The organism is Massilia sp. DJPM01, from assembly GCF_030348125.1.
GTDB classification, from domain to species: domain Bacteria; phylum Pseudomonadota; class Gammaproteobacteria; order Burkholderiales; family Burkholderiaceae_D; genus Telluria_A; species Telluria_A frigida.
Genome location: NZ_JAQOZV010000032.1, coordinates 1 through 18,513, shown reverse-complemented (window position 1 = coordinate 18,513; position 18,513 = coordinate 1). Strand labels below are relative to the sequence as shown.

General features: G+C 65.2%; 15 protein-coding genes. 9 read left to right on the top strand and 6 right to left on the bottom strand.

The annotated features are described in order from the left end of the window. The first annotated feature begins 98 nt into the window (after window positions 1-98). The 4 genes from PO883_RS19995 to PO883_RS19980 all read left to right on the top strand — a co-directional run bounded on the left by PO883_RS19995 (window position 99) and on the right by PO883_RS19980 (window position 7,117). Window positions 99-1,556, top strand: coding sequence for a Ppx/GppA phosphatase family protein (locus PO883_RS19995; RefSeq protein WP_289311305.1), 1,458 nt, complete (start codon window positions 99-101; stop codon window positions 1,554-1,556). 116 nt (window positions 1,557-1,672) lie between these two features. Continuing rightward, a complete protein-coding gene (locus PO883_RS19990; protein ID WP_289311304.1) occupies window positions 1,673-5,368 on the top strand; it encodes an AAA family ATPase in 3,696 nt (1,231 codons plus the stop codon). Window positions 5,369-5,592: 224 nt separating this feature from the next. After that, window positions 5,593-6,264: a hypothetical protein gene (locus tag PO883_RS19985; protein WP_289311303.1), complete on the top strand. Its 672-nt coding sequence runs from the start codon at window positions 5,593-5,595 to the stop codon at window positions 6,262-6,264. Window positions 6,265-6,361: 97 nt separating this feature from the next. After that, window positions 6,362-7,117, top strand: a complete 756-nt coding sequence (locus PO883_RS19980) for a GNAT family N-acetyltransferase (RefSeq protein ID WP_289311302.1) — start codon at window positions 6,362-6,364, stop codon at window positions 7,115-7,117. 149 nt (window positions 7,118-7,266) lie between these two features. Here the strand turns inward: PO883_RS19980 and PO883_RS19975 are convergent, their stop codons facing one another. The 6 genes from PO883_RS19975 to PO883_RS19950 all read right to left on the bottom strand — a co-directional run bounded on the left by PO883_RS19975 (window position 7,267) and on the right by PO883_RS19950 (window position 11,765). Beyond that, window positions 7,267-7,554 carry a hypothetical protein gene (locus tag PO883_RS19975; protein WP_054263205.1) on the bottom strand — a complete coding sequence of 96 codons (288 nt, stop codon included), beginning with the start codon at window positions 7,552-7,554 and terminating at the stop codon, window positions 7,267-7,269. A 175-nt stretch (window positions 7,555-7,729) separates the two neighbouring features. Then, window positions 7,730-8,386 (bottom strand): ABC transporter ATP-binding protein, encoded by a 657-nt coding sequence (locus PO883_RS19970; RefSeq protein ID WP_289311301.1) that lies wholly within the window; start codon window positions 8,384-8,386, stop codon window positions 7,730-7,732. A gap of 39 nt (window positions 8,387-8,425) precedes the next feature. Then, a complete protein-coding gene (gene phnE, locus PO883_RS19965) occupies window positions 8,426-9,220 on the bottom strand; it encodes a phosphonate ABC transporter, permease protein PhnE (RefSeq protein ID WP_289311300.1) in 795 nt (264 codons plus the stop codon). After that, entirely contained in the window at window positions 9,217-10,047 is an 831-nt protein-coding gene (locus tag PO883_RS19960) for an ABC transporter permease (RefSeq protein ID WP_289311299.1), read from the bottom strand. Before PO883_RS19960 ends, phnE begins: the two co-directional genes overlap by 4 nt. A 3-nt stretch (window positions 10,048-10,050) precedes the next feature. Further along, on the bottom strand, window positions 10,051-10,866 hold the full coding sequence (locus tag PO883_RS19955; RefSeq protein WP_289311298.1) for a phosphonate ABC transporter ATP-binding protein: 816 nt from the start codon (window positions 10,864-10,866) through the stop codon (window positions 10,051-10,053). Window positions 10,867-10,880: 14 nt separating this feature from the next. Then, the gene (locus PO883_RS19950; RefSeq protein ID WP_167086863.1) at window positions 10,881-11,765 is read right to left on the bottom strand and encodes a putative selenate ABC transporter substrate-binding protein; all 885 of its coding nucleotides are present in this window, start codon (window positions 11,763-11,765) and stop codon (window positions 10,881-10,883) included. A gap of 132 nt (window positions 11,766-11,897) precedes the next feature. Here PO883_RS19950 and egtD point away from each other — a divergent pair, with 132 nt between their 5' ends. The 5 genes from egtD to PO883_RS19925 all read left to right on the top strand — a co-directional run bounded on the left by egtD (window position 11,898) and on the right by PO883_RS19925 (window position 18,388). Further along, window positions 11,898-12,863: an L-histidine N(alpha)-methyltransferase gene (gene egtD / locus PO883_RS19945; RefSeq protein ID WP_289311297.1), complete on the top strand. Its 966-nt coding sequence runs from the start codon at window positions 11,898-11,900 to the stop codon at window positions 12,861-12,863. Window positions 12,864-12,865: 2 nt separating this feature from the next. Next, window positions 12,866-14,071 (top strand): ergothioneine biosynthesis protein EgtB, encoded by a 1,206-nt coding sequence (gene egtB, locus PO883_RS19940; protein WP_373890088.1) that lies wholly within the window; start codon window positions 12,866-12,868, stop codon window positions 14,069-14,071. Beyond that, a complete protein-coding gene (locus PO883_RS19935; RefSeq protein WP_099880649.1) occupies window positions 14,068-15,003 on the top strand; it encodes a YihY/virulence factor BrkB family protein in 936 nt (311 codons plus the stop codon). Before egtB ends, PO883_RS19935 begins: the two co-directional genes overlap by 4 nt. Before the next feature lie 297 nt (window positions 15,004-15,300). Next, window positions 15,301-15,495, top strand: a complete 195-nt coding sequence (locus tag PO883_RS19930; RefSeq protein ID WP_289311295.1) for a hypothetical protein — start codon at window positions 15,301-15,303, stop codon at window positions 15,493-15,495. 583 nt (window positions 15,496-16,078) lie between these two features. Then, window positions 16,079-18,388 carry a type VI secretion system Vgr family protein gene (locus PO883_RS19925; RefSeq protein ID WP_289311294.1) on the top strand — a complete coding sequence of 770 codons (2,310 nt, stop codon included), beginning with the start codon at window positions 16,079-16,081 and terminating at the stop codon, window positions 18,386-18,388. Window positions 18,389-18,513 lie beyond the last annotated feature (125 nt).

Here is an 18,513-nt window from a genome sequence, read left to right as displayed (position 1 = left end):
GCCCGCTCCGCCGTCATGAGCGCGTCATAAAACTCCGTTACCGTGACTGGTTTTGCAGCGGGTGAGCCTGGATGACAACAATACAGAAAGAGGCTTCGATGTACGCTGCCGTAGATTTGGGTTCCAACAGTTTTCGCCTGCATATCGGCAAGCACGATGGCGATGCGATCCGCGTGTTAAAGAGCGTGCGCGAGCCGATCCGCCTGGCCGCCGGGCTCGACGCCAGGGGCAATCTGACCGAGGCGGCCATGCAGTCGGCCCTGGCCTGCCTGCGCAATTTCCAGGCGGTGCTGGCCGGCTACCGGCTCGACGCGGTGCGCGTGGTGGCCACCTCCACCCTGCGCGTGGCGCGCAACGGCGCGGCATTCCTGCCGGCCGCCGAGCAAGCCATCGGCTATCCGATCGAGATCATCTCGGGCGAGGAAGAGGGGCGCCTGATCTACATGGGCGTGGCCAGCACCCTGCCTGACGGCGCCGAGCGGCGCCTGGTGATCGACATCGGCGGCGGTTCCACCGAAATCATTCTCGGGCACGGCCCGGACATCGAGCGGGTCGAGTCGTTCAGCATCGGCACGGTCAAGCAAAGCCTGTCGTTTTTCGTCGGCGGGCGGATCGACGCGGTGTCGTTCGAGGCCGCCATCCTGTCGGCGCGCAGCCACTTCGAGGATGCCGCGCCACCCTATCATCCGCAGTTCTGGAAGCAGGCCTACGGCTCCTCGGGCACGATCCGGGCGCTTGCCGACATCATCGCCAAGAACAATCTGGGCGACGGCAAACTGTCCGCCGCCGGACTCGATGCGCTCAAGCTGCGCTTCATCGACTTCGGCCAGGTGGCGCGCATCGACATGCCGGGCCTGCGCCCGGACCGCGCCGGCACCATCATCGGCGGCCTGGCGATCCTGATCGCGCTGGTGCGCGAACTCGATATCGAGGTCATGCAGTCGATCGAGGCGGGCCTGCGCATGGGCGTCATGTGGGACCTGTACCTGCGCTCGATGCAGCGCGACCGGCGCGAGGAATCGGTGGTGGCGCTGGCGCGCAAATTCCATGTCGACGATGAACGCGCAGGACGCGTCGCGGCGCTGGCGGGCGCCCTGTACACCCAGCTCAAGCCGGCCGGCGACGGCTGCGCCAAGCTGCTGCGCTGGAGCGCGCTGCTGCACGAAATGGGGATGGTGGTGTCGCAGACCGGCTACCACAAGCATGCGGCCTACATGATCGAGAACGCCGACCTGCCCGGGTTCACCACGCGCGAGCAGCGCGTGATGGGCAAATTGATCCTGGCGCAGAAGGGCAACCTGCGCAAGGTGGCCGATGCGCTCACCGACCTTGACTTCGCCAAGGCGGTGCTGGCGCTGCGCGTGGCGATCCTGCTGATGCATGCGCGCATCGACGCCGACGCCGGTGAACTCAAGCTGCGCATGAAGAACCGCATCGACCTCGAGATCCGGCGCGAGTGGGTGGGCAGCCACCCGACCGTGTCGTACTGGATCGAAAAAGAGCAGGAATGGTGGGACGAGGTGGGCACCGATTTCAGCGTGCGCAGCGTGGCTTAGCGGGCACGGCGGGGCGCCCGGCGCTTGATTTTTGTATCAAACGACCATCAGTGGTGGCATAATTGCCAACGCCTGAACGGAGAACGGCGTTTGTACGACAAAAACAAGAGGTGACCTTGACCCAGGCCCCGGACGGATACACCGTGATCGATACCCTGCGCGCGGACCAGCAGCTGGTCCTGTTGCGCGCGATGCGCGACGCCGACCGCTTGCCGGTGCTGCTGCTGGCGGCGCGCGGCGCGGCCCCCCATTCCAGCGCTTTCCTTGAGCACGAATACGCCCTGCGCGAGCTGCTCGACGGCGCCTGGGCCGCCACCCCGCTGGCGCTGCTGCCCGGCGCCGGCGGCGCCACCCTGGTGCTGGCCGACAGCGGCGGCGCGCCGCTCGACCTGTCCGCCAGTCCCCTCGACCTGCCCGATTTCCTGGCGCAGGCGGCCGCGATCACGCTGGCAGTGTCGTATGCGCACCACAGTCGCCTGGTCCACCGCGACCTCGCCGCCCGGCATATCCTGTTCGATCCGGCCACCGGCGGCGTGCGCCTGACCGGCTTCGGCATGGCCACGCCGCTGAACGGTCCGGACGACCCGCAGGCCGACCTGGTGCGCCTTGGCCTGGTCCTGTATCACCTGCTGTGCGGTGCCGAGGCGGGCGCGCCCGAGCCGCTGGCGCCGCACCGGCGCCGTCCGGGCGTGGACCGCATCTGTTCTTCCATCGTCGCGCGGCTGCTGGCCGCCGACCCGGGGCAGCGCTACCAGAGCGCGGCCGGACTGTACGCCGACCTGCAGCACTGCCGCTCGATGCTCGAAGCGCAGGGCCGGGTCGAACCGTTCGTACTGGGCTGCCACGACGGCGCCCTGCGCGTGCGCATTCCGGGCTCGCTGGTCGGGCGCGCGCCGCAACTGGCGCTGCTGGACGATGCCCTGCGCCATGCGGCCGCCGGCGGCGCGCCGCAACTGGTGCTGGTGTCGGGGCGTGCCGGCACCGGCAAGTCGGCCCTGATGGCGGCGCTGCGCCGCTCCGACACGGCGCTGGGCGCGACCATCATCGCCGGCAAATTCGACCAGCGCCAGCGCGACATCCCGTACGCCACGCTGGCCCAGGCTTTCCAGGGGCTGGTGCGCGAGCGCCTGCGCGAGGAGCCGGCCGCGCTGGCCGCCTGGCGCGCCGACCTGCGGGAGGCGCTCGGTCCCAACGCGCGCCTGATGCTCGACCTCATTCCCGAGCTGGCGCTGGTGATCGGCGAGCACGCCAGCCCGGCGCCGCTGGCGCCGCCGGAAGCGCAGAGCCGCTTCGATGGCGTGTTCCGGCGCTTCCTGCAAGCTTGCCGCCGTCCCGGCACGGCGCTGCTGGTGTGCCTCGACGACGTCCAGTGGATCGATCCGGCCAGCCTGAAACTGCTGTCGCACCTGCTGACCCACCGTGGCATGGACCACATGCTGGCGATCTGCGCCTGGCGCACGCGCGAGGAGAGCGGCGCGCATCCGATGGCGCTGCCGCGCGACGCCATGCTGGCCAGCGGCGCCCAGGTGCGCGAGGTGGTACTCGAAGCGCTCGACCGCGCCGAGGCCTGCGAACTGGTGGCCGCGGCGCTCGATTGCGCCAGCGCCGAAGCGGCCCCGCTGGCGGCGCTGGTGTTCCCCAAGACGGCCGGCAATCCGTTTTTCACCTTGCAGTTCCTGACCCGGCTGGGCGAAAACCGCCTGCTGCGCTTCAACGACGACGCCGCGTGCTGGGAGTGGGATGCGCAGGCGATCCAGGCCAGGGAGTTTTCCGACAACGTGGTCGAGCTGATGGTGAAGCGCCTGGGCCAGCTGCCCGGCTGCACCCTGGACCTGGTCAAGCTGCTCGCTTGCCTGGGGCCCGATTGCGGGCTCGATACGATCGCGCTGGTGTCGGGCATGTCGCTGCTGGAAACCGACGAATACCTGTGGCCGGCCGCGCGCCTCGGGCTGATCGTGCGCGAGCCGGGCAACTACCGCTTCGCCCACGACCGCGTGCAGGAGGGCGCGTATTCGATGATCGCAGGGGCCTCGCTGCCCGAGCGCCACCTGCATATCGGGCGCCTGCTGCTGGAAAACGTGGCGCCCGGAGCGCTCGACAAGCATGTGTTCGACATCGTGCACCACCTGAACCGCGCGCGCGCGGCCATGCGCGACACGGCCGAACTGCGCGAGCTGGCGCGCCTGAACGCGCTGGCCGGCACGCGCGCGCGCAACGCGATCGCCTACGATTCGGCGCGCAATTATTTTTCGCTGGCGGCCGCGCTGACGCCGGCACGGGCCTGGAAAGATGACCTCGACGCCACCTACGCCATGTACGCGGCGCTGGCCGAATGCGAATACCTGTGTGGCCACCTGGAGCGCGCCGGGCGCCTGTTCGAGCTGCTGGTTGAGCAGTCCCGTTCGCGCATCGACCTGGCGCGCGTGGCGCTGCTGCGGGTGGCCGTGTACCAGTTGCGCGAACGCTTCGACCAGGCGGTGGCGGTGGCGCTCGACGCGCTGGCCCTGTTCGGCGTGACCTTTCCGGCCACGCGCGCGGAAATCGACTGGGCCTTGCGCGAAGAACGCAGCGCCATCGACGCGCGCATGGCCGGGCGCAGCATCGACAGCCTGCGCGCCCTGCCGGCGAGCACCGACCCGGAAGTGGCGATCGTGGCCGAACTGCTGTCCGATATCGGTTCGCCCGTGTTCGCGGTGCGTCCGGAACTGTATTTCCTGCTGGCCGCCAAGGCGCTCAATTACACGCTCACGCACGGACGCACCGAGTCGAGCTGCATGATCTATTCGCGCTACGCGATCCTGCAGGTGTCGCTGGGCGCGATCGAGGATGCGTTTGCGTTTTCGGCGCTGGCTATCGAACAGGTGCAGTTCAATGCACCGCCGTCCAAGCGCATCGGGCGCCTGCGCTTCGTGCATGCGGCCTACATTCACCCGTGGCGCGACCCGATCGCCGCCAGCGTGGCGTCGCTGGAGCTGGCCTTTGCCAGCTGCGAACGGGCCGGCGACCTGCCGCACGCCGGTTATTCGGCCCACGTCGCCACCTGGAATGCGTTCGAGGCGGGACTGCCGCTGGCGAACGTGCGCCAGATGGCGGAGCACTACCAGGGCTTCGCGCGGCGCCACGGCAACCACGCGCTGGTGCGCCTGCTGCGCGGCTACGAACAATTGGCGCTGACCCTGATGGGCGAGGATGGCCACGGCGACGATGGCGCGGCCGGCGCCATCGCCGGTTTCGGCCAGGGCAGTTTTGGCGCGGCGCGCGCACGCTATCTGCTGATGCAGCAGGTGCTGGCGTTCACCTTCGGGCGCTACGACGAGGCGCTGGCCGCTTCCGAAGCGGCGGCCAACAACCTGCATTTTTTCCTGGCCTCGCTCAACGAGACCACGCACCATTTTTACCATGCGCTGGCGATGACGGCGGTGTACCGCACGGCGTCGCCGGCGCGGCGCCGGCGCCTGCTCGAAGCGGTGTGCGACAAGCACGCGCTGCTGGGAAGCTGGGCCGCGTCGTGCCCCGTCAATTTCGCCAACCGCTATTTGCTGGTCGGCGCCGAACTGGCGCGCATCGATGGCAATCCGGACGGCGCCATGCGCGGCTACGAGGATGCCATCGCGGCCGCCATGGAGGGCGGCTTCGTGCAGAACGCGGCGCTGGCCTGCGAGCTGGCGGCGGCCTGCTGCCGCGAACGCGGGGCCGCCGCCCTGGCCATCGACTACGGCCGGCGCGCGCTGCACGCCTGGGATGCCTGGGGCGCCCAGGCCAAGGTGCGCGACCTGCTGCGGCGCTTTCCGGAACTGGCGGTGGACGCCTGAGTTGGCGAAACGCCATGCGGGCGCGCGGCGAATCTGACGTCAACGCGCAAATATTTCTGTATGGAATGTGATCCACCTCAATATCCGGGGCTTGGCGCGCCTGCTGGTGCCATATTCGGTGCCAAGTTGCCGTAAGGTTGTGCGAACTCAAGAAAAGTGCTGCGCGTCGGCAATTGAGTAAATCGTATATACTGTTTAAATCGATATCAAGACGGAGTTACTCAATGGCCAAGACTGCAAGCGAAAAAACCAACGGACACACGATCGCGGAACTGAAAACAGCCGCATCGGCAACGCGCGCCGCCAAGGCGGGGCCGAAAAAGACAACTGGCGCCGCCGCGAAGAAGGCGGTACCGGCCAAGGCCGCGCTCAAGCCAGCCGTGCGCAAGAGCGCGGCGGCCAGCGCGCCAAAGGAGCCGGTCAAGGCGATCGCGCCGGTGCGCGCCAAGGCGGCACCGAAGGCGGTAGCGAAGGCGGCACCGAAGGCGGTAGCGAAAGCCGCACCAGCGGCGGCACCGAAGATCGCAATGAAGGCGCCAGCGGCGGCGCCGGCAAAAGCGCTGGCCAAGCCGGTGGCGAAAAGCGGCAGCGGCAAAGCGGCCAAGCCGGCACCCAAGCTGGCCGCGCCCGCCACGCCGGACAGCGATGCCGACAGCGGCACGCGCGACAAGGCGCGCAAGGCCAAGCTGGTGCGCGACAGCTTCACCATGCCGGAGCAGGAATACGCGGTGCTCGGCCAGGTCAAGAAAGCCTGCCTGAAAGCCGGCTTCGAGATCAAGAAAAGCGAATTGCTGCGCATCGGCGTGGCCCTGATCAGCGACCTCGATATCGCCACCCTGCAAAAGGTGTTGTCCAGCCTTCCGCAGCTGAAAACCGGCCGCCCGAAAAGCGAATAAGCCGTTCTCCGCGTGTCATCCGCATGACACGCGGCTGTCACTGGCCTGACAAATTACGCAGTTAGGCTGTGCTTCGTCGCCACTGAAAGGACGAAGCATGCAAAACCTCCATCCCTGCCTGGATACGAAACCGGCCGCGCCGCGGCTGGTCCTGAGCCTGGCGTCGACGCCGGCCGACGTGCGCGACGTGCAGCGCCTGCGCTACAAGGTGTTCATCGAAACGATGGGCTTGTCCGCGCTGGCCAATGCCGAGCGGCTCGACCGCGACGAATTCGACGAGCACTGCGAGCACCTGATCGTGCGCGACGCCTCCACCCTCAAGGTGGTGGGCACCTACCGCGTACTGAGTCCATCGCGGGCGCGCCGGACCGGCCGCCTGTACGCCGACAAGGAATTCGACCTGGGCCGCCTGAATCACCTGCGCCAGCGCATCATCGAAGCCGGGCGCGCCTGCATCCATCCCAAATACCGCGGCGGCAGCGTGATCATGCTGCTGTGGGCCGGCCTGGCCGAGTGCATGCGGCGCGAGCGCTGCGATTTCCTGGCCGGCTGCGCCAGCATGAGCGTGGCCGACGGCGGCCATCACGCGGCCGCCGTGTACCGCGCGCTGATCGGCAAGCACGCCGCGCCGGCCGAATACCGGGTCACGCCGCACCTGCCGTTTCCGGTGGGCGCGCTGCAAGCGGCCGCCAAGGTGCAGGTGCCGGCGCTGGTCAAGGGCTATGTGCGCTCGGGCGCGTGGCTGTGCGGCGAGCCGGCCTGGGATCCTGATTTCGAGAGTGCGGATTTGTTCCTGCTGCTGCCGCTGGCGAACCTGGACAGCCGCTACGCGAAGCACTACGGGATGGAGTAGCTGGCGTCCGCACGGGGGTTCGGTGAGGATGCAGCTGGACTGCGGAAAGTGAAGCCTTGCCCGGTATCGACATCTGCGCCATGCGGCACGCAGCGGTACAACGGGCGCCGGACATGCGCTGCCGGCGCCAGGCAGTTGTGCAGAACTGCCTAGTGCATTGACGCGTTGGACAAATCCTTCAAGTCGCGGATACTCATATCCGACTTTTCGTGCATGCGCAGCAGAATCGTCGCACCCACGGCCAGTTTTCGATGGCGGATCTTGCTGATGATTGGCGGCTGGACTTCCAGCACGCGGCACAACTCCGCATCGTTCTTGAGGTTCATCTTTTCGATCAAGGTGTCGAGCAGCTTGTTCGGCACAAAGCTCGATGGTTCGAGCGCTCGAGCGCGGTTCATCGCCTCGATCATTTCCAGTTTCTTTTGCCGTACGTTCATCGTACTCCTCCAAAGATTATTTTTTCATTGATGGGGGACTGATCGACTGTTGGTCAACTTCAACCCGTTTGTTACATTCTGATATATTTCATGCACGTCGGGTTTGTTCCGATGATACTACCGAAAGAATATACTCGCAGCAAAGTTGATAAATTAAACGACGGAAATGCGGCTTTTAGCGCACATCTTGCACAATTTGCAATCCTGAGCGGGTCAAAATGAGGGTTTTGTCGGCTTGCGCGGCCGCCGCGTGAGAATGTGTGACCATTATTGCACTGGCTCCACTCGCTTTTACCTCGTCCCGGAGCAAGGCCAAAATGCTGTCGGCGGTCTCCGGATCGAGGTTCCCGGTCGGTTCATCGGCCAGCACCAGGGCCGGGCGGTGCACCAGCGCGCGCGCGATCGCCACGCGCTGCATTTCGCCGCCGGACAGCTGGCGCGGAAAATCGCCGCCCCGGCCGCCGAGGCCGACCGCCGCCAGCATGGCGCCGGCGCGTTCCTGGCTCTGGCCATTCAATAGCAGGGGCAGGGCCACGTTCTGCTCCAGGGTCAGGTGCGGCAGCACGTGGAAGGCCTGGAAGATGAAACCCATGCGGGTGCGGCGCAGGCTGGTGGCGGCATTGTCGTCGAGCGCCGACATGGGCTGGCCATCGATCACGATGTCGCCGCTGTCGGGCGCATCGAGGCCGGCGATGAGGTTCAGCAGGGTCGACTTGCCGACGCCCGATTCGCCCATGATGGCGACGAATTCGCCGGCCTTGAATTGGTGCGAGAGGCGGTTGAGCACCGGACGGCCGTTGTAGTTTTTGGCGAGATCGCGCAGTTCGAGCATGAGCAATACCTGGTGATGGAGGTGGGGCTGGCCCGGGGGCTAGCGGGTAAGGGCGCGCCGCAGCGCAAAGCTGGCGGCATCGACCAGGGCGACCAGCAGCAGCATGGCGATGATGACGGTGGCCGCGTTTTGCATCTGGAAGAGCGACAGGTGGAACTTGAGCATCTGGCCGAGTCCGCCGGCGCCGACCACCCCGAGCACCGCGGCGGCGCGGATATTGTTCTCCCAGCGGTACAGGGTGTACGACAGCATCTGGGGCAGCGTTTGCGGCATGGTGGCGTACAAAAACGCCGCCGCCGGCGCGGCGCCGTTGGTGAGCAGGGTGGTTTCGGGATGCGGGTCGGCGTTTTCGAGGGCGTCGGCGAACAGGCGTCCGAGCACGCCGCTGGTGTGCGCGGCCAGCGCCAGGGTGCCGGCGAACGGCCCCAGGCCGGCCGCCACCAGCAGCAGCGAGGCCCACACCAGTTCCGGAATCGAGCGCAGCACGTTGAGCAGGCCGCGCGCGAGGGCACGCTGCACTTTGCCCAGGCGCCCGGCGCCGGCGATCGCCAGCGCCATGCCGCCGGCCACCGCCAGCAAGGTGCCGATGGCCGACATCGAGAGCGTCTCGGCGGCGGCCAGCGCGGTCTTGCGCAGGAAGGCCGGAGAGGTTTCGGGCGGGGTAAAGCCGGCCAAAAATTCGCTGGTCACCGCGACCGCATCGGGCGAGAAGAAGGCCGACCATTGCAGCGGCAGCGAGGCGAAGCTGGCGACGATGAGCGCCAAGATGGCCGCCGCCAGCAGCCAGGTGGAGAGGCGGCGCGGCGGCGCGGCCGGCAGCTCGCGCGCGCTCATCCGAGCCGCCGGCGCAGCAGCTTGGACACCGCATCGGCCAGCGCGACCAGCAGCACGAACATGATCAGCATGGTGCACACTTCGGCGCCGGCCATCATGCGGGTCGATTCATCCATGCGCTGGCCGAGCCCGCCGGCGCCGACAAAGCCGATCACCGCCGAGCCGCGGATGGCGCATTCCCAGCGGTAGACGGTGTACGAGACCAGTTCGGAGGCCGATTCGGGCAGCGCCCCATACAGGAGCGCGGCCAGGCGCGAACTGCCGTTGGCCAGCAGCGCGCCGGTGGCATGGGCGTCGGTCGATTCGAGGATTTCCGCGTACACCTTGCCCAGCATCCCGCTGTAGGTGAGCGCGATGGCCAGCACGCCGGCGGTCGGGCCCAGGCCGGCCACGCGCACGAACAGGATGGCCCACACCAGTTCGGGCACGCTGCGCAGCAGCACCAGCACCCAGCGCACCAGCTGGCGCAGCAGGCGGGCGGCCCAGTGCATGCGGCGCGTGCCCAGGCGCGAGATGGACAGGCGTTCGGTGATGATCAGGGTGGCCGGTATGGCGCCGAGCAGGGCCAGGGTCAGGCCGGCGGTGGCGATGGCCACCGTCTGCCAGGTTTCGCGCAGCACCATCGCCAGGAACTCGGGCGCGTGGGCGGGTTTCAGGAAGCCGGCCAGGAACTGGCTGGCCGCGGAGAGGCTTTGCAGGTCGAACAGGATCCAGGGCTTGAATTCGCTGAACACCAGGGCTGGCCACAGCAGGGCCGCGCCGATGGCGAGGATCGCCAGGCGCGCGCGCCAGGCCGGGTCGGGATGGTGGACGGTTGCCGCTGGCATGCGTCAGAAGCAGGCGCCGACGGCCAGCCGTTCGGGCGTTTCGTGCGCCTCGGGCGTGTGCCGCACCATGGCTTCATTCTGGTAGAGCGCCGCGATCATCTCGTCGCTGACGTCCTCGCGGGCGGCGTCGAACACGATGCGCCCGTGGCGCAGGCCGACGATGCGCGGAAAATGGGCGCGCGCCATGTCGACCTGGTGCAGGCTGCATATCAGCGTGGCGTTGCGGCGCACCGCTTCCTGCTGCAGGGTGGCCAGGGTCATCTGCGACAGCGCCGGGTCGAGCGCGGAGAGCGGCTCGTCGACCAGGAACACGCGGGCCGACGAGAGCAGCAGGCGCGCCAGGCCGCAGCGCTGGCGCTCGCCGCCGGAGAGGCGGTCGACGCGGGCGTACAGTTTGTCGCCCAGGCCGAAGCGCACCAGCGCCGCGTGGGCGGCGTCGGGATCGGCCGGCTTGAACAGGGAGGCGAGCGCCTGGCCCAGGGTCCATTCGGGCAGGCGCGCCGCCAGCACCGCCGTGACCACGCGCTGGCGCGGCGGCAGGGGCGGCGTTTGCGGCGCCAGGAACAGGCTGGCGCGCAGCTTGTGGCGCGCCGCGCCGGGCAGGGTCCAGGGATCCTGGCCGAGCACGCGCAGGGTGCCGCCGGCCGGCGCGTGGGCGCAGGCGAGGGTGGCCAGCAAGGTGGTCTTGCCGGCCCCGGACGGGCCGATCACGGCCAGCTGCTCGCCCTGCGCCACCGCCAGGTCGATCTCGTGCAAGGCGCTCGCCTGCGCGCCGGCCAGGTGACGCACGGTGAGCTTGCCGAGGCGGTAGGAGTCCATGCGCGCTTACCTGCTTACTTGAGCAGCTTGGCGCTGCGCGCGGCCGCTTCGATGGCGCTGTAGTTTTCCGGCTTGGTCGGCACGAACTTGCTGGCTTTTTGCAAGTCGAGGATTTCCTTGCCTTCCGGAGTGGACTTGTCGAGGGCGAGGAAGGCGTCGGTCAGCTTCTTCTTCATCGGCGCCGGCATGTCGGCGCGCACGGTCCAGTTGTAATCGAAGTAACCCGGGGTGGTGTAGAACACGCGCACGGCAGCCGGATCGACCTTCTTCTCGGCGACCAGTTTTTCCCATACCGAGATATTCAGTGCGCCGGCATCGACCTTGCCGCCGGCGACAGCGGCCACGGTGGCGTCGTGCGCGCCGGAGTAGGCCACGCGCTTGAGATCCGCGTCCGGATCGATTTTCGCGGCCAGCAGGTAGGAACGCGGCATCAGGTGGCCCGAGGTGGACGACTCGGAGCCGAAGCTGAGGGTCTTGCCCTTGAGGTCATCGAGCTTGTTGATATCGGCCTTGGTGGTGACGAACACCGAGCGGAAGGCGGTGTCTTCCTGGCGCTGCACGAGCGGGGTGACCTGGCCCTTGCTGCGCACATTGGCCTGCACAAAGGTAAAGCCGCCGAACCAGACCAGGTCGAGGCGCTTGTTGACCAGTCCCTCGACCGCGGCCGGGTAATCGGTCACCGGCGTGAATTCGACTTTCAGGCCGGTGGCCTTGGCCAGGTAGTCGCCCAGCGGCTTGAACTTGCGCTGCAACTCGGTCGGTGCTTCGTCGGGAATGGCCGATACGCGCAGCACGCCCGGCGTGACCTGGGCGATGGCGCTGCTGGCCAGCAGTGCGGTGGCGGCCAATGACGCAGCCAGCATGGACTTGAGGGTGCGCGGTGCGGAGAAGTGGGTCATGGTAGCCTTGTAGGGAGGTCGGGATGGATGCCGGCCAGCGAGCACGCTTGAACGCCGGGCGGACCGTTTCATACGGGATATTCAGCTATGATAACAAAAACACCAACGCAGCGATTTCGATTGAGCACTCCTATGCCGACTTCCAGCTTTGCCGACGCGCGCGATGGGCGCGCCAGTGGCGCCATCGTGTCCGAACTGACTGCCGGCCTGCTCGGCGGGAGCGCGGCCATCTCGCCCAAGTTCCTCTACGACGCGCTCGGTTCCCGGCTGTTCGAGGCGATTTGCGAGTTGCCCGAATATTATCCCACCCGCACCGAAGCGGCGATCGTGGCGCGCCACGGCGCCGACGTCGCGCGCGCCGTGGGCGTGGGCAGCACGCTGATCGACCTGGGTGCGGGTAATTGCGCCAAGGCGGCGCGCCTGTTCCCGCTGCTGCATCCGGCCCAGTATGTGGCGGTCGACATTTCCTACGATTTCCTGCGCGAATCCATCGAACGCTTGCAGCAGCGCTTTCCGCATATTGAGATGACCGGCCTGGGACTGGATTTTTCGGCGCATCTCGACCTGCCGGGCGTGGTCCGGCCCGGCAAGCGCCTGTTCTTTTATCCGGGTTCGTCGATCGGCAATTACACGCCGGACGAGGCGCGCGCCTTTCTCGGCCGCGCGCGCGACGAGTGCGACGACGATGGCGCGCTGCTGATCGGGATCGACCTGGTCAAGGATGCCGCCACGCTCGACGCGGCCTACGACGACGCCATCGGCGTCACGGCCGCCTTCAACCTGAATCTCCTGCGCCATGTGAACCAGTTGCTGGGCGCCGACTTCAACGTGGCGCAGTGGCGCCACCGCGGCTTTTTCAACGCCGATGAAAGCCGGGTCGAGATGCACCTGGAAGCGCGCGCAGCGCTCACCGTGCGCTGGCCGGGCGGGGAACGCCGTTTCGCGGCGGGCGAGCGGATTCATACCGAGAACAGCTACAAGTACCGCCAGAGCGCGGCGGTGGGCTTGCTGGAACAATCGGGCTTTCAGAGCGTGCATGTGTGGACCGATCCGGACCAGTGGTTCGCGGTCATCTACGCGCGCGCCATTGCCCGATGAGCATGCGCGACCTTTACGACGGCGTGCGCAAGCGTTCGCTGATGCTGGCCGAACCGCTGTCGGACGAAGACTGCGGCGCGCAGTCGATGCCCGACGCCAGTCCCATCAAATGGCACCTGGCGCATACCACCTGGTTTTTCGAGACGTTTATCCTGGAACGCTTCGAGGAAGGCTTCGCGCCGTTTCATCCGGCCTTCCGGGTGCTGTTCAACTCCTATTACAACGGCATCGGCGAGCGCCATCCGCGCGCCCAGCGTGGCGCCCTGACGCGTCCCGCCATGCGCGAGGTGCGCGCCTACCGCGCCAATGTCGATGCGCGCGTGGGGCGCCTGCTGGCGCAGCAGGGCGGCGACGAGCTCCATGGTTTGCTGGAACTGGGCTTGCAGCACGAGCAGCAGCACCAGGAACTGATGCTCACCGATGTCAAGCACCTGCTGGCGCAAAACGCCATGTGGCCCGCCTATATGGATAGTGCACTGCCGCGCGCGCAGGGCGGCGCGGCGCTGGCGTGGGTTGGCTTCGATGGCGGCCTGGCCGAGATCGGCCATGTGGATGACAGCTTCAGTTTCGACAACGAGCTGCCGCGCCATCGCCAGTATCTGGCGCCGTTCGCGCTGGCGTCGCGCCTGGTGACTAATGGCGAGTACCTGGCGTTCATCGAGGCGGGCGGCTATCGCGAACCGGCCCTGTGGCTGTCCGAGGGCTGGGACAGCGTGGGCGAACTGAAACTGGCGCACCCGCTGTACTGGCAGCGCGACGCGCACGGGCAGTGGCACGAATTTACGCTGCAGGGATTGCAGATGCTCGATGCGGCGCGGCCGGTGACGCATCTGTCGCTGTACGAGGCCGATGCGTTCGCGCACTGGATGAAAGCACGCCTGCCGACCGAGGCGGAGTGGGAAGTCGCTGCCGCAGGCATCGACGCGGTCACCGGCGCCCTGCATCCGGCCGGCGCGCCGCAGGGCGCGGGGCTGACGCAAATGTTCGGCGAGTGCTGGCAGTGGACCAGCAGCAGCTACGCGCCGTATCCCGGCTATGCCTGCGCGCCCGGCGCGCTGGGCGAATACAATGGTAAATTCATGTTAAATCAATATGTTCTGCGCGGTTCCTCGTGCGCCACGCCGCCCGGTCATGCCCGCGCCAGCTACCGCAACTTCTTCCCGGCCGGTGCGCGCTGGCAGTTCACAGGCATCAGGCTGGCGCGATGAAGGGCTCCAAGGGTCTGCGCTTGCGTATCTTGAACCGCCGCGCCAACGCGTACGTGCTTGGGCATCCGCTCGCCTTTGCGTGGCAAACGCTCAAGGGCTTCAAGGCCAACCAGGGCTTGCTGCTGGCCGGCGCTGTGGCGTATTACGCGCTGCTGTCGATCGTGCCGTTCCTGATGCTGGTGGTGGTGGCGCTGTCGCACTTCATCGACCAGGCGGAGTTGTTGTCGACGCTGGCGCGCTATCTGGAGTGGCTGGTGCCGGGACAGTCCAACGCCATCGTGAAAGAACTGTCGCACTTCATGGACGACCGCGATCTGGTCACCTGGGTGCTGTTTGCCAGCATGCTTTTTTTTAGTTCGCTCGCGTTCACCGCGCTGGAAAATGCGATGAGCGTGATCTTCCATCACCGGGTAGCGATCCGGCGGCGGCACTTTTTGATCTCGGCGATCCTGCCTTACTGTTATATCCTGGCGCTCGGCGCGGGCATCATGATCGTCACCCTGGTGGCGGGCACGCTGCAGGTGATGGGCGAGGAGAGCGTGTGGTTCCTCGGCTACGAGTGGTCGCTCAACGGCGTGTCCGGGGTGCTGCTGTATTGCCTGGGGCTGACCGGCGAGATCCTGGTGCTCAGTTCCATCTATCTGGTGATGCCGGTGGGGCGGTTGTCGCTGTCGCACGCGCTCATTGGCGGCGTGACGGCGGCGCTGCTGTGGGAAATCGCGCGCCATGTGCTGGTCTGGTACTTTTCGACCTTGTCGCAGGTGAATATGGTGTACGGCTCGATGACCACCGCCATCGTGGTCATGTTCAGCCTGGAGATCGGCGCGACCTTGCTGCTGTTCGGCGCGCAGGTGATTTCCGAATATGAACGGGCGGGGCGCAACGAACAGCACAAGGAACCGACCCCGATGACCACACGCCCGGCGCAATAATGCGATAAAGTTTGCTGCATCGCACAAACATGTGCTACACTACGTTCAGTGGTGAGGTTCAAACGAACCGAAACCCTATCCAGAGCCTGCACCGCCGCGCAATATGTGTAATGTCGCAAAGGTAGATGGTTGCAACAGCCTGGATTTGTAATTCCGAATACGGTAGTCGATTTACACGTCAGGGCACCACGCAGATAGCATGGGCGCCTGGGACACGATTAAAGCATTGGTAATACATTGGATTAGAGCTCGCTTCGGCGGGCTTTTTTTTCGTCTGTGCGGCGCTATTGTGATCTGATGACCGCGTATGTCGTGCTCAAGCATGAATCGGGCATCGTGTTTGCCGGCACCGTACACGAATGCCTGTGGCTCAAGCGATTACTGAAGAGGGCTGGCGAGAGTCCAGTCATGGCCGAATTGACCTTGGTCTGCGTTGCCGGCGCCAGCGGCCCGATGCCAGATCCCGACGACGCGCTTGCCGGATCAAGGTGATAATGTTTGCTGCGCCGCACAATCCTGTGCTATACTACGTTTAGTGGTGAGGTTCAAACGGACCGAAACCCTATCCAGGGCCTGCACCGCCGCGCAATATGTGTAATGTCGCAAAGGTAAATGGTAGCAACAGCATGGATTTGTAATTCCGAATACGGTAGTCGATTTACACGTCAGGGCACCACGCAGATAGCATGGGCGTCTGGGACACGATTAAAGCATTGGTAATACATTGGATTAGAGCTCGCTTCGGCGGGCTTTTTTTTCATCTCAAATTCCGCCTCCGCTGCCACCAATAATTTCAAAACGACAATTTTATAGTTGGATTATTATTGTCGAATACGCTGCAATTGTGATCTTTTAGATCATAAAGCGTTCGTTCTTTACGCTAGTTGGAGTGCCGTTTTCCTAAAGCTCATCAGGCCTTGGGTTGTGCATTCTCAGCGACATCGGTGTTAAATCCTTGTACGTTTGTGGGCCGGTATTCTGGCCATCTTCTACGCATCATCGTTCCCGGCCCGACCGCGTCCTCGTGGGCGGCTGGTGCATGTACGCGCTTAAATTATTGTCCAATGGGAATCTCATGACTACTGCGTTATCCAGCCTGCAAGAAATCATCATTGGCCGCCAGCACAAGCGTCTCCTGCGCCTGTCGTTTCCGGGCAATGACGGACCGTCTGCCCAGTTGTTGGTCAATAAGCTGGAAGCGATGGAAAGACTGTCGTGCCCGTTCGAATTCACAGTCGAATTACTGTCGGATGATCCGAACATCGCCTTGAAGGATTTGCAGGGGAAGATGATGTGCGTGCAACTGGTGCGCAAGGATGGCAGCATGCGCTACTTCACTGGTCGCGTGTTCAGCTTCGGTCTCAGGACTGTCGACGGCGGCATCTCCTATTACGAAGCCAAGCTTGGGCCCTGGTACAAATATCTGAGCATGCGCAAGGATAATTACTTGTTCCATTACACGACCATGTATCAGCAGACCGCGAGTATCTTCGGTGACTACGGCAGCCTGGCGGATTGGGACTGGCGGGTGCAGGGGGCGAGCGGGGTGATGACCGATTGCTGCCAGTTCGATGAAAGCGACCGCAATTTCCTGGAGCGGCGCTGGGCCGCAGCCGGTATTGTGTATTGGTTCGAGCACAGCGCCAGCGGCCACAAACTGATCCTGTCGGACGACACGACCAGCGCGCAAGCGATCGATGGCAGTCCGGAAGTGCCTTTCCAGCGTCATGGCGGAACGGTGATCGAGGACGGTATTGGCGAATGGTCGCCAGCGCGCCACATCATGCAGGGTACGGTGGCGCTGGCGTCATACGACTTCAAGTCGCCGCATCCGGCCGTGACCTCGCTGCCGACGGTGAACCGGCAGGGCGACGTGCCAAATATCGAATCCTATGAATACACTGGCGCGTTCGGCTTCGGCGGCGGTGCGCGCGCCTTGGCTCAGTTACGCATGGAGGAAGTGGAAGCGGCCGGAAAACAGTTCGAGGGCGCCGGCAATTGCCGCTACCTGATGCCGGGGCGCTGGTTCCGGCTGACGGGCCACTTCGATGCCAGCGACAGGAACGACGATGCGCAAGCGCGCGAGTTCCTGGTGACGGCGGTTCACCACATCGCCAGTAATAATTACCACGTCAAGGATACGGCGGAGTCTCGCTACGAAAATACGCTGACCTGCATCCGCAAGATCATCCCGTTCCGTGCCGGACGTGATCACAACAGCGTTGAGACCAAAATCCACGGCATCCAGAGTGCGACCGTCGTCGGTCCTGCCGGCGAAGAAATCCATACCGATGAATTCGGCCGTGTGCGGGTGCAGTTCCATTGGGACCGGGTTGGCGCCAGCGATGAACAAAGCTCGGCCTGGATTCGGGTGGCGACGCCTTGGGCGGGAGCGAACTTCGGCATGACGTCGATTCCGCGCATCGGTACTGAAGTGCTGGTGCAGTTCATGGACGGCAATCCCGACCGGCCGATCATTACCGGCATGGTGCCCAATGCCGACACCATGCCGCCCTGGAATCTGCCAGCCAATAAGACCCAGAGCGGCATCCTGTCGCGCTCGACGCCGGGCGGCAGCTACGACAATGCCAACGCCTTGCGCTTCGAGGACAAGAAAGGTCAGGAGCAACTGTGGCTGCACGCGGAGAAGGATCAGCTTACCGAAGTTGAGCACGACGAGGACAAGTGGGTGGGCAACGACCGCCGCAAGACGATCGACCGCGATGAAATCAGTCATGTCAAGCGCGACCGTACCGAAACGGTGGACCGCGACGAAACCATCACCGTGCATCACGACCGCACCGAAACCGTCGACAACGACCAAAGCATCACTATCCACAACAACCGTCGTGAGCGCGTGGACCACGATGAAACGATCAGCATCGGCGACAACCGCACGGACGGTGTGGGCAAGAACGAGGCGCTGAGTATTGGCGCCAACCGCAGCAAGACTGTGGGCAAGAACGAGGTGGACAAGATCGGCAAGAACTGGTCGATCAATGTGGCCAAGATGAAGACCGAAACGATCGGCATGGCCTACATGCAAAACGTGGGCATGGGTCGCATGGACACGGTCGGCATGGGCTACAACCTGAATGTCGGCATGATCATGGCGACCATGGTGGGGCAGAGCCAGACCACGACCGTGGGCAAAACGGTGGCCATTTCCGCCGGCGAGCGGATCGAACTGGTGTGCGGCAAATCGAAGTTCGTGATGACCCCCGATGCCATTTACCTGGAGAGCAAGGAGGTCCACATCAAGACCGGCAGCAAGGTACATATCGATGGCCCCGATGACGTGGCGCTCAATTCGGGCACGGCCAAATCACCGCCGGGCGCTGACGAATCCGCTCCCGCTGCGACGCCCCCTGGCGGATGCTTCTGAGATGGGTTTCCCTGTTAATCAGTGCGGCTGCCGCTGAGTATGGTCACTCAACCTGATGGGTTTTAACGCCGTATTGATCACGTAGCGCGATGGGCGTAGGGGTGACCCCCGCAAGGATCTTGAAC

Excerpts from the sequence above, each read along its gene's own strand:
- PO883_RS19975 (WP_054263205.1), bottom strand. The coding sequence starts at position 7,554 with ATGAACGTACGGCAAAAGAAACTGGAAATGATCGAGGCGATGAACCGC.
- PO883_RS19970 (WP_289311301.1), bottom strand. The coding sequence starts at position 8,386 with ATGCTCGAACTGCGCGATCTCGCCAAAAACTACAACGGCCGTCCGGTG.
- PO883_RS19980 (WP_289311302.1), top strand. The coding sequence starts at position 6,362 with ATGCAAAACCTCCATCCCTGCCTGGATACGAAACCGGCCGCGCCGCGG.
- PO883_RS19955 (WP_289311298.1), bottom strand. The coding sequence starts at position 10,866 with ATGGACTCCTACCGCCTCGGCAAGCTCACCGTGCGTCACCTGGCCGGC.
- PO883_RS19925 (WP_289311294.1), top strand. The coding sequence starts at position 16,079 with ATGACTACTGCGTTATCCAGCCTGCAAGAAATCATCATTGGCCGCCAG.
- PO883_RS19960 (WP_289311299.1), bottom strand. The coding sequence starts at position 10,047 with ATGCCAGCGGCAACCGTCCACCATCCCGACCCGGCCTGGCGCGCGCGC.
- PO883_RS19985 (WP_289311303.1), top strand. The coding sequence starts at position 5,593 with ATGGCCAAGACTGCAAGCGAAAAAACCAACGGACACACGATCGCGGAA.
- PO883_RS19995 (WP_289311305.1), top strand. The coding sequence starts at position 99 with ATGTACGCTGCCGTAGATTTGGGTTCCAACAGTTTTCGCCTGCATATC.
- egtD (WP_289311297.1), top strand. The coding sequence starts at position 11,898 with ATGCCGACTTCCAGCTTTGCCGACGCGCGCGATGGGCGCGCCAGTGGC.
- PO883_RS19950 (WP_167086863.1), bottom strand. The coding sequence starts at position 11,765 with ATGACCCACTTCTCCGCACCGCGCACCCTCAAGTCCATGCTGGCTGCG.
- PO883_RS19930 (WP_289311295.1), top strand. The coding sequence starts at position 15,301 with ATGACCGCGTATGTCGTGCTCAAGCATGAATCGGGCATCGTGTTTGCC.
- phnE (WP_289311300.1), bottom strand. The coding sequence starts at position 9,220 with ATGAGCGCGCGCGAGCTGCCGGCCGCGCCGCCGCGCCGCCTCTCCACC.
- PO883_RS19935 (WP_099880649.1), top strand. The coding sequence starts at position 14,068 with ATGAAGGGCTCCAAGGGTCTGCGCTTGCGTATCTTGAACCGCCGCGCC.
- egtB (WP_373890088.1), top strand. The coding sequence starts at position 12,866 with ATGCGCGACCTTTACGACGGCGTGCGCAAGCGTTCGCTGATGCTGGCC.